The organism is Amycolatopsis sp. NPDC051371 (assembly GCF_040682155.1).
In the GTDB taxonomy this organism is placed as follows: Bacteria; Actinomycetota; Actinomycetes; order Mycobacteriales; family Pseudonocardiaceae; genus Amycolatopsis.
In genome coordinates, this window is record NZ_JBFBAG010000013.1 from 176,462 (window position 1) to 191,045 (window position 14,584).

Annotated in this window: 13 protein-coding genes and 2 pseudogenes; 9 read left to right on the top strand and 6 right to left on the bottom strand. The window is 71.7% G+C overall.

From position 1 onward, the window contains the following. Positions 1-369, bottom strand: coding sequence for a VOC family protein (locus AB0M59_RS18645; RefSeq protein WP_364616449.1), 369 nt, complete (start codon positions 367-369; stop codon positions 1-3). A gap of 90 nt (positions 370-459) precedes the next feature. Between AB0M59_RS18645 and AB0M59_RS18650 the strand changes: the two genes are divergently transcribed. Next, positions 460-930, top strand: a complete 471-nt coding sequence (locus AB0M59_RS18650; RefSeq protein ID WP_364616452.1) for a CGNR zinc finger domain-containing protein — start codon at positions 460-462, stop codon at positions 928-930. A 311-nt stretch (positions 931-1,241) separates the two neighbouring features. Here the strand turns inward: AB0M59_RS18650 and AB0M59_RS18655 are convergent, their stop codons facing one another. Then, positions 1,242-2,540: a DUF445 family protein gene (locus tag AB0M59_RS18655; protein ID WP_364616455.1), complete on the bottom strand. Its 1,299-nt coding sequence runs from the start codon at positions 2,538-2,540 to the stop codon at positions 1,242-1,244. A 29-nt stretch (positions 2,541-2,569) separates the two neighbouring features. On the opposite strand from AB0M59_RS18655, the gene AB0M59_RS18660 reads away from it, so the two are divergent. Further along, complete coding sequence (locus AB0M59_RS18660) at positions 2,570-3,736, top strand: pyridoxal phosphate-dependent aminotransferase (protein WP_364616458.1); 1,167 nt, start codon at positions 2,570-2,572, stop codon at positions 3,734-3,736. Between the two features lie 690 nt (positions 3,737-4,426). Next, entirely contained in the window at positions 4,427-5,587 is a 1,161-nt protein-coding gene (locus tag AB0M59_RS18665) for a hypothetical protein (RefSeq protein WP_364616461.1), read from the top strand. Positions 5,588-6,094: 507 nt separating this feature from the next. On the opposite strand, the gene AB0M59_RS18670 is transcribed toward AB0M59_RS18665, so the two are convergent. Further along, the gene (locus AB0M59_RS18670) at positions 6,095-7,543 is read right to left on the bottom strand and encodes a PLP-dependent aminotransferase family protein (RefSeq protein ID WP_364616464.1); all 1,449 of its coding nucleotides are present in this window, start codon (positions 7,541-7,543) and stop codon (positions 6,095-6,097) included. A 61-nt stretch (positions 7,544-7,604) separates the two neighbouring features. Between AB0M59_RS18670 and AB0M59_RS18675 the strand changes: the two are divergent. Then, positions 7,605-8,257 (top strand): annotated as a pseudogene (locus tag AB0M59_RS18675) (hypothetical protein). Here the strand turns inward: AB0M59_RS18675 and AB0M59_RS18680 are convergent. Both AB0M59_RS18680 and AB0M59_RS18685 read right to left on the bottom strand, forming a co-directional pair. Then, a complete protein-coding gene (locus AB0M59_RS18680; RefSeq protein ID WP_364616467.1) occupies positions 8,254-8,781 on the bottom strand; it encodes a Clp protease N-terminal domain-containing protein in 528 nt (175 codons plus the stop codon). The pseudogene AB0M59_RS18675 and the gene AB0M59_RS18680 overlap by 4 nt on opposite strands. Then, on the bottom strand, positions 8,781-8,990 hold the full coding sequence (locus AB0M59_RS18685; RefSeq protein ID WP_284750436.1) for a helix-turn-helix domain-containing protein: 210 nt from the start codon (positions 8,988-8,990) through the stop codon (positions 8,781-8,783). Before AB0M59_RS18685 ends, AB0M59_RS18680 begins: the two co-directional genes overlap by 1 nt. A gap of 92 nt (positions 8,991-9,082) precedes the next feature. Here AB0M59_RS18685 and AB0M59_RS18690 point away from each other — a divergent pair, with 92 nt between their 5' ends. Next, positions 9,083-9,868, top strand: a complete 786-nt coding sequence (locus tag AB0M59_RS18690) for a protein phosphatase 2C domain-containing protein (RefSeq protein WP_364616470.1) — start codon at positions 9,083-9,085, stop codon at positions 9,866-9,868. 35 nt (positions 9,869-9,903) lie between these two features. Then, positions 9,904-10,467, top strand: a pseudogene (locus tag AB0M59_RS18695) (DUF998 domain-containing protein); the annotation flags it as partial. Positions 10,468-10,548: 81 nt separating this feature from the next. Here AB0M59_RS18695 and AB0M59_RS18700 read toward each other — a convergent pair. Continuing rightward, complete coding sequence (locus AB0M59_RS18700; RefSeq protein WP_364616473.1) at positions 10,549-11,577, bottom strand: D-cysteine desulfhydrase family protein; 1,029 nt, start codon at positions 11,575-11,577, stop codon at positions 10,549-10,551. A 105-nt stretch (positions 11,578-11,682) separates the two neighbouring features. On the opposite strand from AB0M59_RS18700, the gene AB0M59_RS18705 reads away from it, so the two are divergent. The 3 genes from AB0M59_RS18705 to AB0M59_RS18715 are packed head-to-tail and all read left to right on the top strand — an operon-like array spanning position 11,683 to position 14,476. Next, positions 11,683-13,068, top strand: a complete 1,386-nt coding sequence (locus AB0M59_RS18705) for an amidase (RefSeq protein WP_364616476.1) — start codon at positions 11,683-11,685, stop codon at positions 13,066-13,068. After that, complete coding sequence (locus AB0M59_RS18710) at positions 13,035-13,610, top strand: TetR family transcriptional regulator (RefSeq protein ID WP_364616479.1); 576 nt, start codon at positions 13,035-13,037, stop codon at positions 13,608-13,610. Before AB0M59_RS18705 ends, AB0M59_RS18710 begins: the two co-directional genes overlap by 34 nt. After that, the gene (locus tag AB0M59_RS18715; RefSeq protein ID WP_364616482.1) at positions 13,610-14,476 is read left to right on the top strand and encodes an oxygenase MpaB family protein; all 867 of its coding nucleotides are present in this window, start codon (positions 13,610-13,612) and stop codon (positions 14,474-14,476) included. Before AB0M59_RS18710 ends, AB0M59_RS18715 begins: the two co-directional genes overlap by 1 nt. Positions 14,477-14,584: the final 108 nt, after the last annotated feature.

The following is a 14,584-nucleotide window of genomic DNA, read 5'->3' on the forward strand; positions in this document are numbered from 1 at the left end:
TCAGCAGGCGCAGAGGCAGAACGGGTGGCCCACCGGATCGGCGTAGACGCGGAACGTCTCCGGCCCGTCGTCCAGCAGTTTCGCGCCCAGACCGAGCACGCGCTCGTGCGCCGCCTCCAGGTCCGTGACGTTCAGGTCCAGGTGCGACTGCTGCGGGTTCTCCGCGGACGGCCACGCCGGCGGCCGGTAGTCGGCCACCCGCTGGAACGCGATGCCCGCGCCGCCGGCGGGGTTGGCCAGCGTGACCCAGTGGCTGTCTTCGGAGACTTCGGGTGCCTCCCACTCCAGTACCGCCCGGTAGAACCCGGCCAGTGCCGCCGGGTCGGGGCAGTCGAGCGCCACCACACCCAGCGTCGGTACCGCACTCATCGTCGCTCCCTTCGATCGTGAATAACCGGTCAACGCATTATGTGGGTTAGCGCACGCGGGGGCAACCACCGACCGCCGTACACTGGGCCGGTGCACACCGACGCCTCCCTCGTCGTGGAGTTCCTCAACACGGTCAACGTCGAAGAGGGCACTGACCTGCTCGAAGATCCCGGGCAGTGGCACAGGTGGGCGGCCGGGCGAGCGTTGACGGCCAATCCCGCCCCCGAGGCCCGCGCGGCGCGAGACGCCCTGCGCGCGGCGATCGGCGACCCCCGGCTGCCCGGCGGCAGCCTCGACGTCGGCACGCGCATCTCCCTCACCGACGACGGCCCGGCGCTCATCGCCGACGACGTAGTGGGCGCGGTGTTCGCGGCGTGCGCCCGGCTGGTGGTGCGCGGCGACTGGATCCGGCTGAAGATCTGCCCGGCCGACACGTGCTTGTGGGCGTTCTACGACGAGTCCCGCAACCGGTCGCGCACGTGGTGCTCGATGCGGGTGTGCGGAAACCGCGAGAAGGCGCGCGGCTGGCGGGCGCGGGCGGCCGAGACCGCGGCAGGCTGACGGCGCCGGCGGGCTGCGCGCCCGGCGACTCCAGAGGTCTTGAATGAGTCATTCAGGACCTCCGGCGCCCTGAATGACTCATTCAAGACGCCGCGAGCCCGCACTCATCCGAGCGGCGGACCCTCGAAAGGCTGTGGACAACTCGTCACCCGAGCACCACATATCCACGCCCCCGACCCCCAAGCCCCCACACGTTGTGGACACCGATTAGGCCATCACCGTGAAAACCTGTGGATAACCCCGGGGATAACTCAGCTTCCTGTGGACAACTGGTTTGAACCTCCCCCAGATGTGGTATACGACTCAGCCCGTCAGAACAGCAGCTCCGCCACCGCGTAGATGACCAGCCCGGCCAACGCACCGACGACCGTGCCGTTGATGCGGATGAACTGCAGGTCGCGGCCCACCTGGAGCTCGATCTTGCGCGACGTCTCCTCGGCGTCCCAGCGCTCGACCGTGTCCGTGATGATCGTCGTGATCTCGCGCGAGTAGTTCTTCACCAGGTACGCCGCCGCGCCCTCGACCCAGCCGTCGGCCTTCGACCGCAGCTGATCGTCCGAAACCAAGCGCGACCCCAGCGACGTGAGACCCAGCCGGACGCGTCGGCGCAGCTCGCTCGACGGGTCCTCCGCCGCCGTCAGCAGCATCTCCTTCGCCGTGCTCCACGCCGAACCGATCAGGCGCTGGACCTCCTCGTGGTGCACGATCTGGCCCTTCACCTGCTCGGCGCGGGCCATCACGTCGGGGTCGGTCTGCAGATCTTGCGCGAACTCGCCGAGGAACTTGTCCAGCGCCAGCCGCATCGGGTGGTTGACGTCGGTCTTGACCGCCCACGCGAAAGACAGCACCTCGCCGTACACCTTGTCCGCGAGCATCTCGTCGACGAACTTCGGCGACCAGCTCGGCGCGCGGTCGGACACCACGCGCAGCATCGTCGTGTGGTTGTCGCGGACCCACTCGTACCCGCGGTCGCACATCAGGTCGACCAGCTTGTGGTGCGCGCCGTCGGCGAAGACGCCCTGCAGGATCTTGCCCAGCGGCGGGCCCCACGGCTTGTCGATGATCCGCCGCGCGACGGCCTGCTCCATGATCGCCTGGACGTCCTCGTCGCGGAGGACGCGGACCGCTGCCCGGACCATCGTGGACAGCTCGGACGTCACGCGCTCGGCGTTCTCCTCCTGGGCCAGCCACGAGCCCAGGCGCCGCGCGATCTCGACGCGCTTCAGCTTGTCGCGGATGACCTCCTCGGAGAGGAAGTTCGACCCGACGAAGTCGCCGAGGCTGTTGCCCAGCGCGTCCTTCTTGTTCGGGATGATCGCCGTGTGCGGGATCTTCAGCCCGAGCGGGTGCCGGAACAGCGCCGTGACGGCGAACCAGTCGGCCAGCGCGCCGACCATGCCGGCCTCGGCCGCGGCGCGCACGTAGCCGACCCAGCCCGGCCAGCCGCTCGACTGCGCCCAGCTGGTCAGCAGGAACACGACGGTGGCGCCGATCAGGAACGACAGCGCGACCAGCTTCATCTTGCGCAGGGCGCGCCGCTTTTCCTCTTCGCCGGCCGCGCCGCCCGGCGGGTCGGCGGGCGTCACCTTGGCGGGGGTCAGTTGCTCCACCCTGCCATTGTCCGTGAGGATGGCTGATCGTGCGCGAACCTGCTCTCGTCCCCCGCCTCCGGCCGTTCACCTCGACCATCTTCGCGGAGATGACCGCGCTGGCCGTCGAGCACGACGCCGTCAACCTCGGCCAGGGCTTCCCGGACACCGACGGCCCGGCCGGCATGCTCGACGCGGCCAAGAACGCGCTGTTCGGCGGGGCCAACCAGTACCCGCCCGGCCCCGGGCGGCCCGAGCTGCGCGCGGCGATCGCGCGGCACCGGCTGCGCTACGGCACCGAGTACGACCCGGACACGGAGATCCTGGTCACCGCGGGCGCGACCGAGGCCATTGCGGCAGCGTTGTTGGCGCTGACCGAGCCCGGCGACGAGGTCATCGTCATCGAGCCGTACTACGACTCCTACGCCGCCGCCGTCGCGATGGCGGGCGCCGAACGCAGGGTCGTCGGGCTGATCGAGGGCGAAGACGGGCGGTTCGGCCTGGACGTCGAGGGGCTGCGGGCCGCCGTCACGCCGCGGACCAGGGCGATCCTGGTCAACTCGCCGCACAACCCGACCGGCACGGTGTTCACCCGCGCCGAGCTGGCGGCGCTCGCCGCGCTGTGCGTCGAGCACGACCTCATCGCGATCTGCGACGAGGTCTACGAGCACCTGGTCTTCGCCGACAACGAGCACATCCCGCTGGTCACGCTGCCCGGGATGCGCCCGCGGACGGTGAGCATCTCCAGCGCCGGGAAGACGTTCAACTGCACCGGCTGGAAGATCGGCTGGGTCTGCTCGACGCCGGAGCTGGTCGCGGCGGTGAAGGCGGCGAAGCAGTTCATCACCTTCGTGTCCGGCGGCCCGCTGCAGCCGGCCGTCGCGCACGCGCTCGACCACGAACTGGCCTGGGTCGACGGCCTGCGGTCCAGCCTCCAGGAGAAGCGCGACCGGCTTTCGGCCGGGCTGGCCGACGCCGGGTTCGCGGTGCGGCCGACGGCCGGCACGTACTTCGTCTGCGTCGACGTGCGGCCGCTGGGCTTCGCCGACGCCGCCGACCTCGCGTGGGAGCTCCCCGGACGGGTCGGTGTCGCCGCGGTCCCCGTGAAGGTGTTCACCGATCACCCGGACGAGTGGAAACACCTCCTGCGTTTCGCGTTCTGCAAACGCAACGACGTCATCGACGAGGGCGTCACCCGATTGCGCAAACTGGTCTGACGACCGCGCCGGCGAGGCGGAAACTTTCCGGCGGTGAATTCGAGCGTGAAAAGCCGGCGGGCCGCGCGCGCCGAGGCCGGCGCGGCCGGCGACCGGTGCGGGACGCGCCGGCGGGCGTCGACCGGTTGCCGTAACCGGTAGTCACGCTCCGCGATCATGAAGGCGATTCCGGGTCTGGGGCGTCGCCTGGCCGGCTCGGTCCGAACCAGTGGGCGTCCGGCCGTCGGCGATCACGGACCGGAGTGGTCCGAGCGGCGCGGATCCGGGCTCACGGACCACTGTGGACCCACTCGGCCCGGTGCGCGTCCCACACTCCGGACGCTTTCCGATCGTCCGGCCAAACTTGGCCGCGCACACCCAAAGCCACTGTGCTGGCACGGAAAGCGACCAGGTCGTCGGAAACATCAGGTCAACGCCCGAATGTGCAAATTGCAGAACTCGTCCGAATGGCCGCAGTGGAACCCCCGAACGGCACTGAGAGTGATCAACTCGTCGGCCGTAGATACCTTGCCCGGTAGGGCCGTTCCGCCTTACGGGCTGGATCGAACGCGGGAGAGATGAAAGACTCCCGAGCGGTGCTAGAAAGAGTGCAGCCCCGGGGGAACTGCGACCTGGCCGGAGAAAGACCCCAGCAAGAACAGACTCGAGCGGGCATCGCGAGAGTTTCAGGCGCGGACGGTGGTGGTGGCGGTGAGCAGCACGGCGAACGCGCGCCGCAGCGCCCCCGCGCGGCCTGCGCTCACAGCGGGTGAAACCCGGTCCCGCTCCCACGGAGAAACCCCTGGTGACGGCTACGCACGCGAGCGCGCGCCGCGCCCGTGGGCCGTGGCGCTCCAGCGGCCAGCCGCCAAGATCCTCGTCGCCGGGGGCCTGACCCTCGCCGGCTGGCTGCTCACCGGCGCGCTGTCCGGCAGCACCGCGGCCGCCGCCGAGACCCCCACCTGCCAGCACACCGCGGCGTCCACTGTGGAGCACGGCGGCCTGCTGTCGGGCCTGCACCTCAAGAGCCACCGCGAAGCCACCTGCACACCCGCTACCGACGAAACCCCCGCCGCCGCAACCCGGACATCGGCCGAACAACCGCAGACCGATGCGTCCGCGAAGCAGAGCGCGACGGAGTCCACGAAGGACACCCAGACCACCGAAGCGCCGACCACCAAGGCGACCTCCTCCTCGGGCGGCTTGCTCGGCGGTCTCGTCGGTGGCGTCCTCAACGTGGTCGGCGGCACGCTGAACACGGTCACCACGACCGTCAACGGGACCCTGCAGACCGTCGGCACCGTCACGGACACGCTGAGCCACACCGTTCTCGCGCCGCTCACCCAGCCGCCCGCGAACAACCCGAACGCGCCCGTCCTGCTCCCCCTCGACGACGTCCTGGGCCCGATCCTCAACGGCGGCTCGAACTCGGGCGGCGTCACGGTGACCGTGCCCGGCGTCGTGGGCGACACCGTCACCCAGACGACCACCGCCGCTGCCACCGAGACCGCCCCCACCGCGACGGAAGAGGCGACGACCTCGCAGACCTCCCGGGTCGCGGTCGCGCACCTCGTCGAGGTGCAGAACACGCTGCCCGCCAAGCAGGACCAGCCGCGCGACTCCGGTGTCCACGCCCGCAACGGCGGCGGGGGCGACAGCACCCCGGGCCTGCCCGGCGGCACCAGCGCCCCGGGCGCGCCGGCCCCGACCGCGGCTCCCGGCCACGACGGCCCCGGTGGCGCCCGCCACCCGTTCGCCGTCCACACCGACGACGTCACCACCACCCAGCTGAAGCTCATCGGTGCCAGCCGCGACCACGACGTCGACGGCGCGGGCAGGGAAGCCGCCCTGCCCACCACCTCCCCCGACTGACCCCGAACCGGGCAGCCGGGGAGAACTGCGTCCAAAACAAGATCAACTAGACGCACGCGCACGCCGTGACGGCGTGACGATTCCCCTGCTCCAGTACGAAATTCGTGACTCTTTCACGTCTCGTGACGCTCACGCGCGTCCGACGTACCCCAGGGGCTGAAAGCCATGCGAAACCACAGTCTTTCCGACCGGCCGACCGCGCCCGGCCGGGTCGGATCCCGGTCCCGGCGCCGCGCTGCCCCCGCGGCGCCGGGACCCACACCGGGTGCGCTCCGGGAGTTTTCGCTCACCGCGCCGAGCGAGATCTCGCAGTACCGAGAGCGCGCCTGAACCGCGGGCTTCCCGGCACGTCGAGGGGCTGTGCCGGGAAGCCAGCGGTTACCCGCGAGCGGGGTCACGTCCGCGAACGGGGGTGTGAACACCGAACCGGTGCGCTGGATGCACACGAACGCCGCCCATCCCTGGGAGCAGGCTCGCATCCAGCGCACCGGTTCGTTCTGTCCGGACCTAGGCGATCGGCGCGTCCAGCGAGGCCGGGGTGCCGCTGACCGACGCCGCCGCGGCGCTCAGCCGCCGGACCGCCTCGTCGATCTTGTCCGGTGGCAAGGAGAACGGCAGCCGGATCCAGCGCTCCAGTCCACCGTGGACGCCGAAGCGGGAGCCGGGCGCCACCTGGACGCCGTGGCTCGCCGCCGCCACCGCCAGCCGCGAGCTCACCGGCTCCGGCATGCGGCACCACAGCGACAGCCCGCCCTTCGGCAGCGTGAACGTCCAGTCCGGCAGGTACCGGTGCACCGCGCCGGCCAGGGCGTCGCGGTAGCCGCGCAGTTCCTCGCGGCGGCGGGCCAGCGCGGTCTCGTCGGCCAGCAGCTCGGTGAGCACGATCTGCTCGAACACCGGCGACCCGAGGTCGACCGCGTAGCGCGCCGAAACCAACCGGCCGAGCAGGTCCTCCGACGCGCGGATCCAGCCGAGCCGCAGGCCGCCCCAGTGCGTCTTGGACGCCGACCCGACGCAGATCGCCAGGTCGCCGGCGAACGCGGCCAGTGGCGGCGGCCCGTCGAGCGGGTCGCCTTCCAGGTCCAGCTCGACCAGCGTCTCGTCGACGACGACCGGTGTCCGGGCGCGGGCCAGGACCGCACCGAGCCGCTCGCGGCCTTCGGTGTCCAGGCGCAGGCCGGTCGGGTTCTGGAAGTCGACGACGAGGTAGGCGAACCGCGGGTTCGCCTGGCGCAGCGCCGCGTCGACACCCGCGATGTCCCAGCCGCGCAGCCCGGTCGGGTCGAGCGCCACCGGCACCGGGATCGCGTGCGCGGCCCGGATGGCTTCCAGGGCGTTCGGGTACGTCGGCTGCTCGACGAGCACGCGGTCGCCGGGGCCCGAGAGCATCCGCAGGACCAGGACGAACGCGTGGTGCGCGCCGTTGGTGACCATGACCTGCGCGGGCGTCGTCGGCAGCCCGCGTTCGGTGTACCGGTGGGCGATCTTCTCCCGCAGCCCGAGCAGGCCGCGCTCCTGGTAGCCGTGGTCCCCCAGGTGGTCGGCGAGCCGGACGCGGGCCGCGTCGACCGCCGCGGCGGTGCCCGCGATGGCCGGCGAGGACGCGTGGGTGAAGTCGATCGAGCCGTTGCCCACCGGCGCGAGCGGTCCGCGGCGACGACGTCCGGGCGCGGCGATCCACGACCCCGCGCCCCGGCGGCTCGCGACGAACCCGTTCTCCCGCAACCGGTCCAAAGCTGCGCCGATCAACGTCCGGCTGGCGCCGAGCGCGTCGGCCAGCTCGCGCTCGGCGGGCAGCCGGGTGCCGAGCGGGAGCTGGCCGTCCAGCACCTGCAGCTCGATGGCACCGGCCAGGTCGGCCGACCCCTGCCGGGACCCGCCTTGCCGCCACGAGCCCAGCATGACGGCCAATCGCGGACCGGAGATGCGTCCACCTACCGGGATGACGGGATCCATAAGGCCAATATCCTGGAAGTGGCTATGGTTTACAAGGCCACTTTGCCCTGATAGTGGAGACGTGGCTCAGATCGATCTCCGGCCCGTCCGGATCTCCCGCGACCCCGTCCGCCGCAGCGCCCAGCTGTTCGGCGGCCTCGCCCTCTACGGCACCAGCGTCGCCCTCGTCACCCGCGCAGGACTGGGCCTCGAGCCGTGGAGCGTCCTGGCCGAAGGCGTCCTGAAGCACACCGGACTGACGTTCGGCACGATCACCGGACTGATTTCCGTGGTCGTGCTCGTGCTGTGGGTCCCGCTGCGCCAGCGACCCGGGATCGGCACCATCGCGAACGTCGTGGTCATCTCCGTGATGGTCGACGTCGTCCGGGCATTCCTCCCGGATCAGCACGACCTGGTGTGGCAGATCGCGCTGCTGGCCGGCGGGGTGACGCTCAACGGCGTCGCGACCGCCACCTACGTCGGCGCGCGGCTCGGCCCGGGCCCCGCGACGGCCTGATGACCGGGCTCGCGGGACGCACCGGCTGGTCGGTCCGGCTGGTGCGCACCGGCATCGAGGTCACCGTGGTCGGCATCGGCTTCCTGCTCGGCGGGACCGTCGGGGTCGGCACCGTGCTCTACGCCCTGGCCATCGGCCCGCTCACCCAGGCCCTGCTGCCGCTGACCACCTGGCGCGACCGCGCCGCGGAAGAGCAGGAGCAGCAGCAGGGTCACTAGCCGGCCTTGCGCTGCTGCACGGCCCGGCGCAGCGTCGGGTAGTCGGCACCGCGCCGGGCGAGCACGTCGTCGGTGTCGCGCTGCTGGGCCAGCGCCAGCAGGATGTGCTCCTGCCCGAGGTGCTTGTCCCCCAGCCGGACGGCTTCCTTGAGGCTCAGTTCCAAGGTCTTCTTCGACTGGGACGTGAACGGGATGTGCCCTCGCTTGGCCGGCCCGAGCCGGCCGGCGAGCGCGCCTTCGCCGTGGGTCTGCTCGATGCGTTCGACGATCTGCTCGACGTCGATGCCGAACTCGGTGAGCGCCTCGGCGTCGGCGTCGCTGACCCCGCCGCGACGGCGGGTGCGCGCCAGCTCGGCCGCGATCTCGTCCGGCGAGATCCCCAGCTCGGCGAGCAGGGGGACATCGGTCTTGACCAGCCCGGCCAGCAGGTGCACCGGCCGGATCTCCACCGAACCGGACTCCCGCGCCACGATCTGCGCCTCGACGACCGCCATCCGCGCGTCCGCCGTGAACCTCTCGAACATCAGTGCCTCCCGTACTTCTTGTGCACGGCCTGCCGGCTGACCCCCAGCTCGGCGGCGATCTCCTGCCACGACCAGCCGTTGATCCGCGCGCTGCGGACCTGCACGGCCTCCAGTTGTTCCACCAGCCGCCGGAGCGCGGCGACCGCTCGCAGTCCCACCCGGGGATCGCGGTCGCCGGCCCGGGCGGCCAGGTCCGTCGCTTCCGTCATGTCTGTCAACCTACGTTGACATCTCCGACGTGTCAACCTGGGTTGACAGTCTTCGGCGCGAAGGTCCCGGACCGGCGACGTAGAGTCGGGTGGTGCCCGAGATCGTGATCGCCGAGCGGGCCGGGGTGGGCGCCGACGGCCACCCCCGCCCGACCGAGGACCACGTCGTCGTGCTGGACAACGCCGTGTTCGTCCTCGACGGCGCCACCTCGTCGGACCCTTCGCAACCGCCGGGCGGCTGGTACGCCGAACGGCTGGCCCGCCGCCTCGCCGACGACCTCCGCGCGGCGCCGGACGCCGATCTGACGGACCTGCTGACCAGCGCGATCGCCGTCGTGACGGCCGAGAACGCCCTGCGTCCGCAACAGTCGCCGTCGAGCACGGTCGCCGCCGTGCGGTGGCTCGAAGACCGCGTCGAGGCACTGGTGCTCGCCGACAGCCCGGTGGTCGGCTTCGGCGGCTTCGGTGTCGACGTCGTCTCCGATGACCGGCTCGCCCGGCTGCGGCGGCGCGGCATGCTCCAGACCGGCGCGGACGTCCGGCGCCGGCGCAACGCCCACGACGGCTTCTGGGTCGCCGAAGCCGACCCCGGCGCGGCCGCGCACGCCGTGCGTCGCAGCTGGCCGCGCGCCGACGTCGAGGCTGTCGTGCTCGCCAGCGACGGCGTCTCCATCGGCGTCGACCAGTACGCACTGTTCGACTGGCGCGAGGTCCTGGCGATCACCCGCGCCGACGGTCCGGACGCCGTGCTGGACGCCGTCCGGACCGCGGAGAAGCAGGACCCGGACGGCGAACGCTGGCCGCGTCCGAAGCGCCACGACGACCAAGCCCTGGTACTGATCGACTTCGCATCCGGGGGAATTCAGGGTCTTCCCTGATCACGACCGTCCCGTTCTTCGAGAACCTGAATGGCATGGGGACGGAACAGGGGAAGCGCACGAGACCGTGGCGGCTCGTGGCGCTGGGCGCGCTCGGCTGGGGGCTGTTCACGGCCGTGGTGCTGCACATCATCAGCTCGCACAACCCGGTGTACGACACGCTGTCGAGCTACACCGTGACCGACCGGGGCGAAGGCATGCTCGCCGCGAGCGTGTTGTCGCTGGCCATCGGCTCGCTGGCGGTGCTCGGCGCGCTGCACGCCGCCGGCGTCCCGCTGTCGCGCACGACCCGGTTGCTGCTCGCGCTCTGGTCGCTCGGGATGGCCGCTGCCGCGGTGTTCCCGGCGAGCTACCCGGAAGCGCCCGACCCGGTGAGCGGCGAGATCCACCTCTACGCGTGCCTGGTCGCGTTCCTGAGCCTGCCCGGCGCGGCGATTTCGCTGCTGGAACCGTTGCGGGGACGGCCGGAGCGGGCCGCCGTCGTGCGCGCGATCCGGCTGAGCGGGGTCGCGTTCGGGCTGTTCGCGATCAGTTTTGTGCTGGTGCGGCTGAGCGAGGCCCAGATCGGGCCGTTCCCGGCAATCTCGGACGCGTTCCCGATCGGCGTCACGCAGCGGCTGCTGCTGCTCGCCGACGTCGCAATGCTCTTCACGCTGCTGCGGGTCGCGACCCGGCTGGAATCAGCTTTCGACGGCAGCCGCGAATTCGGGCGCGTAGCCGTACAGGCCGGGCATCCCGCCGGTGTGCAGGAACACCACGTGGTCGTCGGGAGCGAAGTGGCCGGCCCATTCGACCAGCGCGGCGGCCACCTTGCCGCTGTAAACCGGATCGAGCACAACGCCCTCGGTGCGCCCGAAAAGCCGTAGCGCGTTCCAGACGGCGTCGGTCGGGATGCCGTAGCCGGGGCCGAGGGTGGAGTCGCTCATCTTCGCGTGCGTGAACGGCGGCGGTTCGACGCCGAGGAGCTTGGCCGCGCCGGCGACGAGGTCACGCAGGTTCTCCGTGGCCTCGTCGAGCGGGTGGCTGACGCAGGCGATGCCGACACCGAGGTTCCCGAGGAGCCCGGCCGCCAGCACGACCCCGGCCGCCGTGCCGCCGCTGGCGTGCGGGACGACGAGGTGGGCGCGTTCGATGCCGCGTTCTTCCAGCTGTCGCGCGAGTTCGTGGGTGGCACGGACATAACCGAGTGCGCCCAGGTCGTTGGAGCCGCCGACCGGGACGGTGGCGACCTTCCGGCCCTCGGCGGCGGCTTCGGCGACGAGCCGGTCGTAGGTGCGGCCGGTCTCCTCGCCGTCTGCGCAGACGTGGACGGTCGCACCGAAGAGCTTGTCGAGCGGGATGTTGCCGCCACGCTCGTACGCTTCGCCGTCGCGCGGGACCTTCGCGGTGAGGACGAGTTCGCAGCGCAGGCCGAGCTTCGCGCACGCGGCGGCGGTCTGGCGGCCGTGGTTGGTCTGGAGCGCGCCGAAGGTGATCACGGTGTCCGCGCCGGCTTCCTGGGCCGCGCCGAGGTGGAATTCGAGCTTCCGGAGCTTGTTGCCGCCGGCGCCGAGCGGGTGGACGTCGTCGCGCTTGAGCCAGAGGTTCCCCAGGCCGAGAGCTTCGCCGAGCCGCGGCGCTTCGTGCAGCGGCGTGGGCCAGCCGCCCAGGTCGACGCGGGGGATCGCGTCGAGAGCGGCGTCGGGGAATCCGGCGAAGTCGAACGTCATCGGCCCTCCAGGCTCGGCTTTGCACCACTCTAGAGCGGGAGTAGCCGGAGACCGTCGGTATCCGGTAACGTTCGTTCGAACGAACGAGAGCCTTTGGGAGGTGCCATGACCGCGACACCGCAGACCGGCCTCGACTTCGCCGGCCTCAGCGCGCAAGCCGCGCAGCTCGCTGCCGGCGAAGTCACCTCCGCCGAGCTGACCGCGGCCGCCCTCGGGCGCGCGCACGCCAGTCAGCCCGTCCTCAACGCCTTCCGGCACCTGCGCGACGACGCGGCTCTCGCCGAAGCGGCCGAAGCGGACCGGCGACTGCAGGCCGGGGACCGCAAGCCGCTGCTCGGCGTGCCCGTCGCGATCAAGGACGACGTCGACCTCACCGGCCTGCCCACGTCGTTCGGCTGCGTCGGCGAGTTCCCGTGCGCCACCACCGACGCGCCCGCCGTCGCGCTGCTGCGTGAAGCCGGCGCCGTCATCGTCGGCAAGACCAACACCCCCGAGCTGGGACAGTGGCCGTTCACCGAGGGCCCGGCCTTCGGCGCGACGCGCAACCCGTGGCACACCGGCCACACCCCCGGGGGTTCTTCAGGCGGGAGCGCGGCCGCGGTGGCGTCGGGGGTCATCGCGGCCGCGCTCGGTTCCGACGGCGCCGGCTCGGTCCGCATCCCGGCCGCGTGGACCGGGCTCGTCGGCATCAAGACCCAGCGCGGCCGGATCCCGACCGGTGGCGAGCTGTTCCACGGCCTGACCGTGCTCGGCCCGCTCGCCCGGACCGTCGAAGACGCCGCCCTGCTGCTCGACGTCGCCGCCGCCACCGGCCGCACGTTCCGGACCGCCGCCGCGCGCGAACCCGGCCGGCTGCGGATCGGGCTGTCGACGCGGATCCCGTTCACCGCCACCAAGACCAGGCTCGACCCCGTCGTCGAAGCGAACGTGCGGCGGCTCGCCGAGTCGCTCGCCGGGCTGGGCCACGAGATCGTCGAGGTCGAGCCGGACTACGGGCTGATCGGCCTGACGTTCCTGCCGCGCTCGCTCACCGGCGTCCGCGACTGGACGCTGCGCGTGCCCGACCGCACCGGGCTCGACCCGCGCACCCGCAGCAACGCCGGCCACGGCCGCCTGCTGGCCGGACCCGCACTGCGGCTCGCGCGGGCGCTCGAGCCGGGGCTGCACCGCCGGATCGGCTCGGTCTTCGGCCGCGTCGACGTCCTGTTGACCCCGACCACCGCGACCCCGCCGCCGCCGATCGGCACGTTCGACGGGCTGTCCGACTGGGAGACCGACCAGGCCATGATCGCAGCCTGCCCGTACGCTTGGCCGTGGAACGTGCTGGGCTGGCCGGGGGTCAACGTCCCGGCCGGGCTGACGGACGACGGGCTGCCGCTGGGCGCGCAGCTGCTCGGCCCCTCGCACGCCGAGGAGCGGCTGGTTTCGCTCGCCGCGCAACTGGAAGAGGTCGAACGGTGGCCGGAGCGGCATCCCGAGGCAAGCTGGTAAGCACCCGGGAAGCCATCCTGCGCGGCGCGCTGACGGTCGTCGGCGAGCACGGCGTCGGCGGCCTGACGAACCGCCGGATCGTGGCCGCCGCCGGCGTTTCGCTCGGCACGCTCACCTACCACTTCCCCAGCCAGACGGCGTTGCTGCGCGAAGCGATGCTGCTGTTCGCCGAGGAAGAGACGGCGAAGCTAGGCGCGATCGTCGACGGCTACCGCGCGGACGGCCTCAGCGTCGAGCAGGCCGCGTCGGTCGTCGAGCACGTGATCGCGCAGCTGCCGTTCGGCGCCGACGAGCTCGGCGCGCACGAGCTGTACCTCCAGTCCGCGCGCGACCCTGAACTGCACGAAGCGTCTTCGCGGTGCTTCGCGGCGTACGACGAGCTGGCCGTGACGATCCTGTCGGCGGTCGGTGTTCCGGAGCCGCGGCGGCTGGCCGGGCCGGTCGTCGCGCTGATCGCCGGGCTGCAGCTGCGCCGGCTGGCGACCGGCGAGGCCGACACGCCGGTCGCCGAGCCGCTGATGATGCTGATCCGCGGGGCTTGATGGCGCGGGCGATCGTCCGCGGCACGGCGGCGTGGAAGTACTTCGGCGACTTCCGCGACGCGCTGCTGGCCGGGCAGGTGCTGGTGCTGCAGGTGGCGCACCCGGTCGTCGCGGCGGGCGTGCGCGATCATTCGGACTACACGTCGGATCCCTGGACGCGGCTGATGCGGACGGGCGCGTCGCTGTCGATCTACGTCTACGGCGGTGCCGCGGGCGCGCGGGTGGAGGCGGCGCGGCTGCGCGCTTTGCACCGTTCGTTCACGGGTTCTCTTGATGGACGGCGCTACAGCGCCTTGGACCCGGCGGCCTATGCCTGGGTGCACGCCACTCTGGTGAAGGTTCCCGTTGACGCGCAACGGTTCTTCGGCCGTCCACTGTCACCGTCCGAATTGGACGAATACTACGCGCAGATGTGCGACGTCGGGCGGCTGCTCGGCGTGCGCGACCGCGATCTGCCGCCGGACTGGACGGCGTTCGAGCGCTACTACGACGACATGGTGGCCGGCTTCGCGACGAATCCGACCATCGAGGAACTCCTCGAGACGATTCGCACGGTCCGGAAGCCGGTGCGGTGGCTGCCCGACTCGGGGTGGCGGTGGCACGCCCGCACCCAGATGTTCCTGCTCCGGGCGACTTTGCCGCCCGCGCTCCGCGATCGCCTCGGTCTACAGTGGACGCTCCGCGACTATCGCCGATTCTCGCGCCTGGCACGCGTGGTGCGACTCATCGCAACCCCGATCCCGGCCGGGTTGCGAACGGCGCACATGCGCTGGATCGGCAAGCTCAACGTCTGGCTCCGCGCCCACCCGAAGGTCTACCAGCGCCTGGTGGGCGGCAACGGCCCTGGCTCGGCGCAAGGGTCGTGAGTGAGAAACAGTGTTCTAACACTGTTTCTCATAGACGTCGAGGTCGGCGGGCAGCTGATCCGCGCCGGGGAAGGCGTGCTGGCGCTGGGTTACGCGGCGAACCGCGAC

Coding starts and splice junctions, on each gene's coding strand:
- AB0M59_RS18715 (WP_364616482.1), top strand. CDS start 13,610: ATGGCGCGGGCGATCGTCCGCGGCACGGCGGCGTGGAAGTACTTCGGC.
- AB0M59_RS18685 (WP_284750436.1), bottom strand. CDS start 8,990: ATGACGGAAGCGACGGACCTGGCCGCCCGGGCCGGCGACCGCGATCCC.
- AB0M59_RS18705 (WP_364616476.1), top strand. CDS start 11,683: ATGACCGCGACACCGCAGACCGGCCTCGACTTCGCCGGCCTCAGCGCG.
- AB0M59_RS18700 (WP_364616473.1), bottom strand. CDS start 11,577: ATGACGTTCGACTTCGCCGGATTCCCCGACGCCGCTCTCGACGCGATC.
- AB0M59_RS18645 (WP_364616449.1), bottom strand. CDS start 369: ATGAGTGCGGTACCGACGCTGGGTGTGGTGGCGCTCGACTGCCCCGAC.
- AB0M59_RS18680 (WP_364616467.1), bottom strand. CDS start 8,781: ATGTTCGAGAGGTTCACGGCGGACGCGCGGATGGCGGTCGTCGAGGCG.
- AB0M59_RS18670 (WP_364616464.1), bottom strand. CDS start 7,543: ATGGATCCCGTCATCCCGGTAGGTGGACGCATCTCCGGTCCGCGATTG.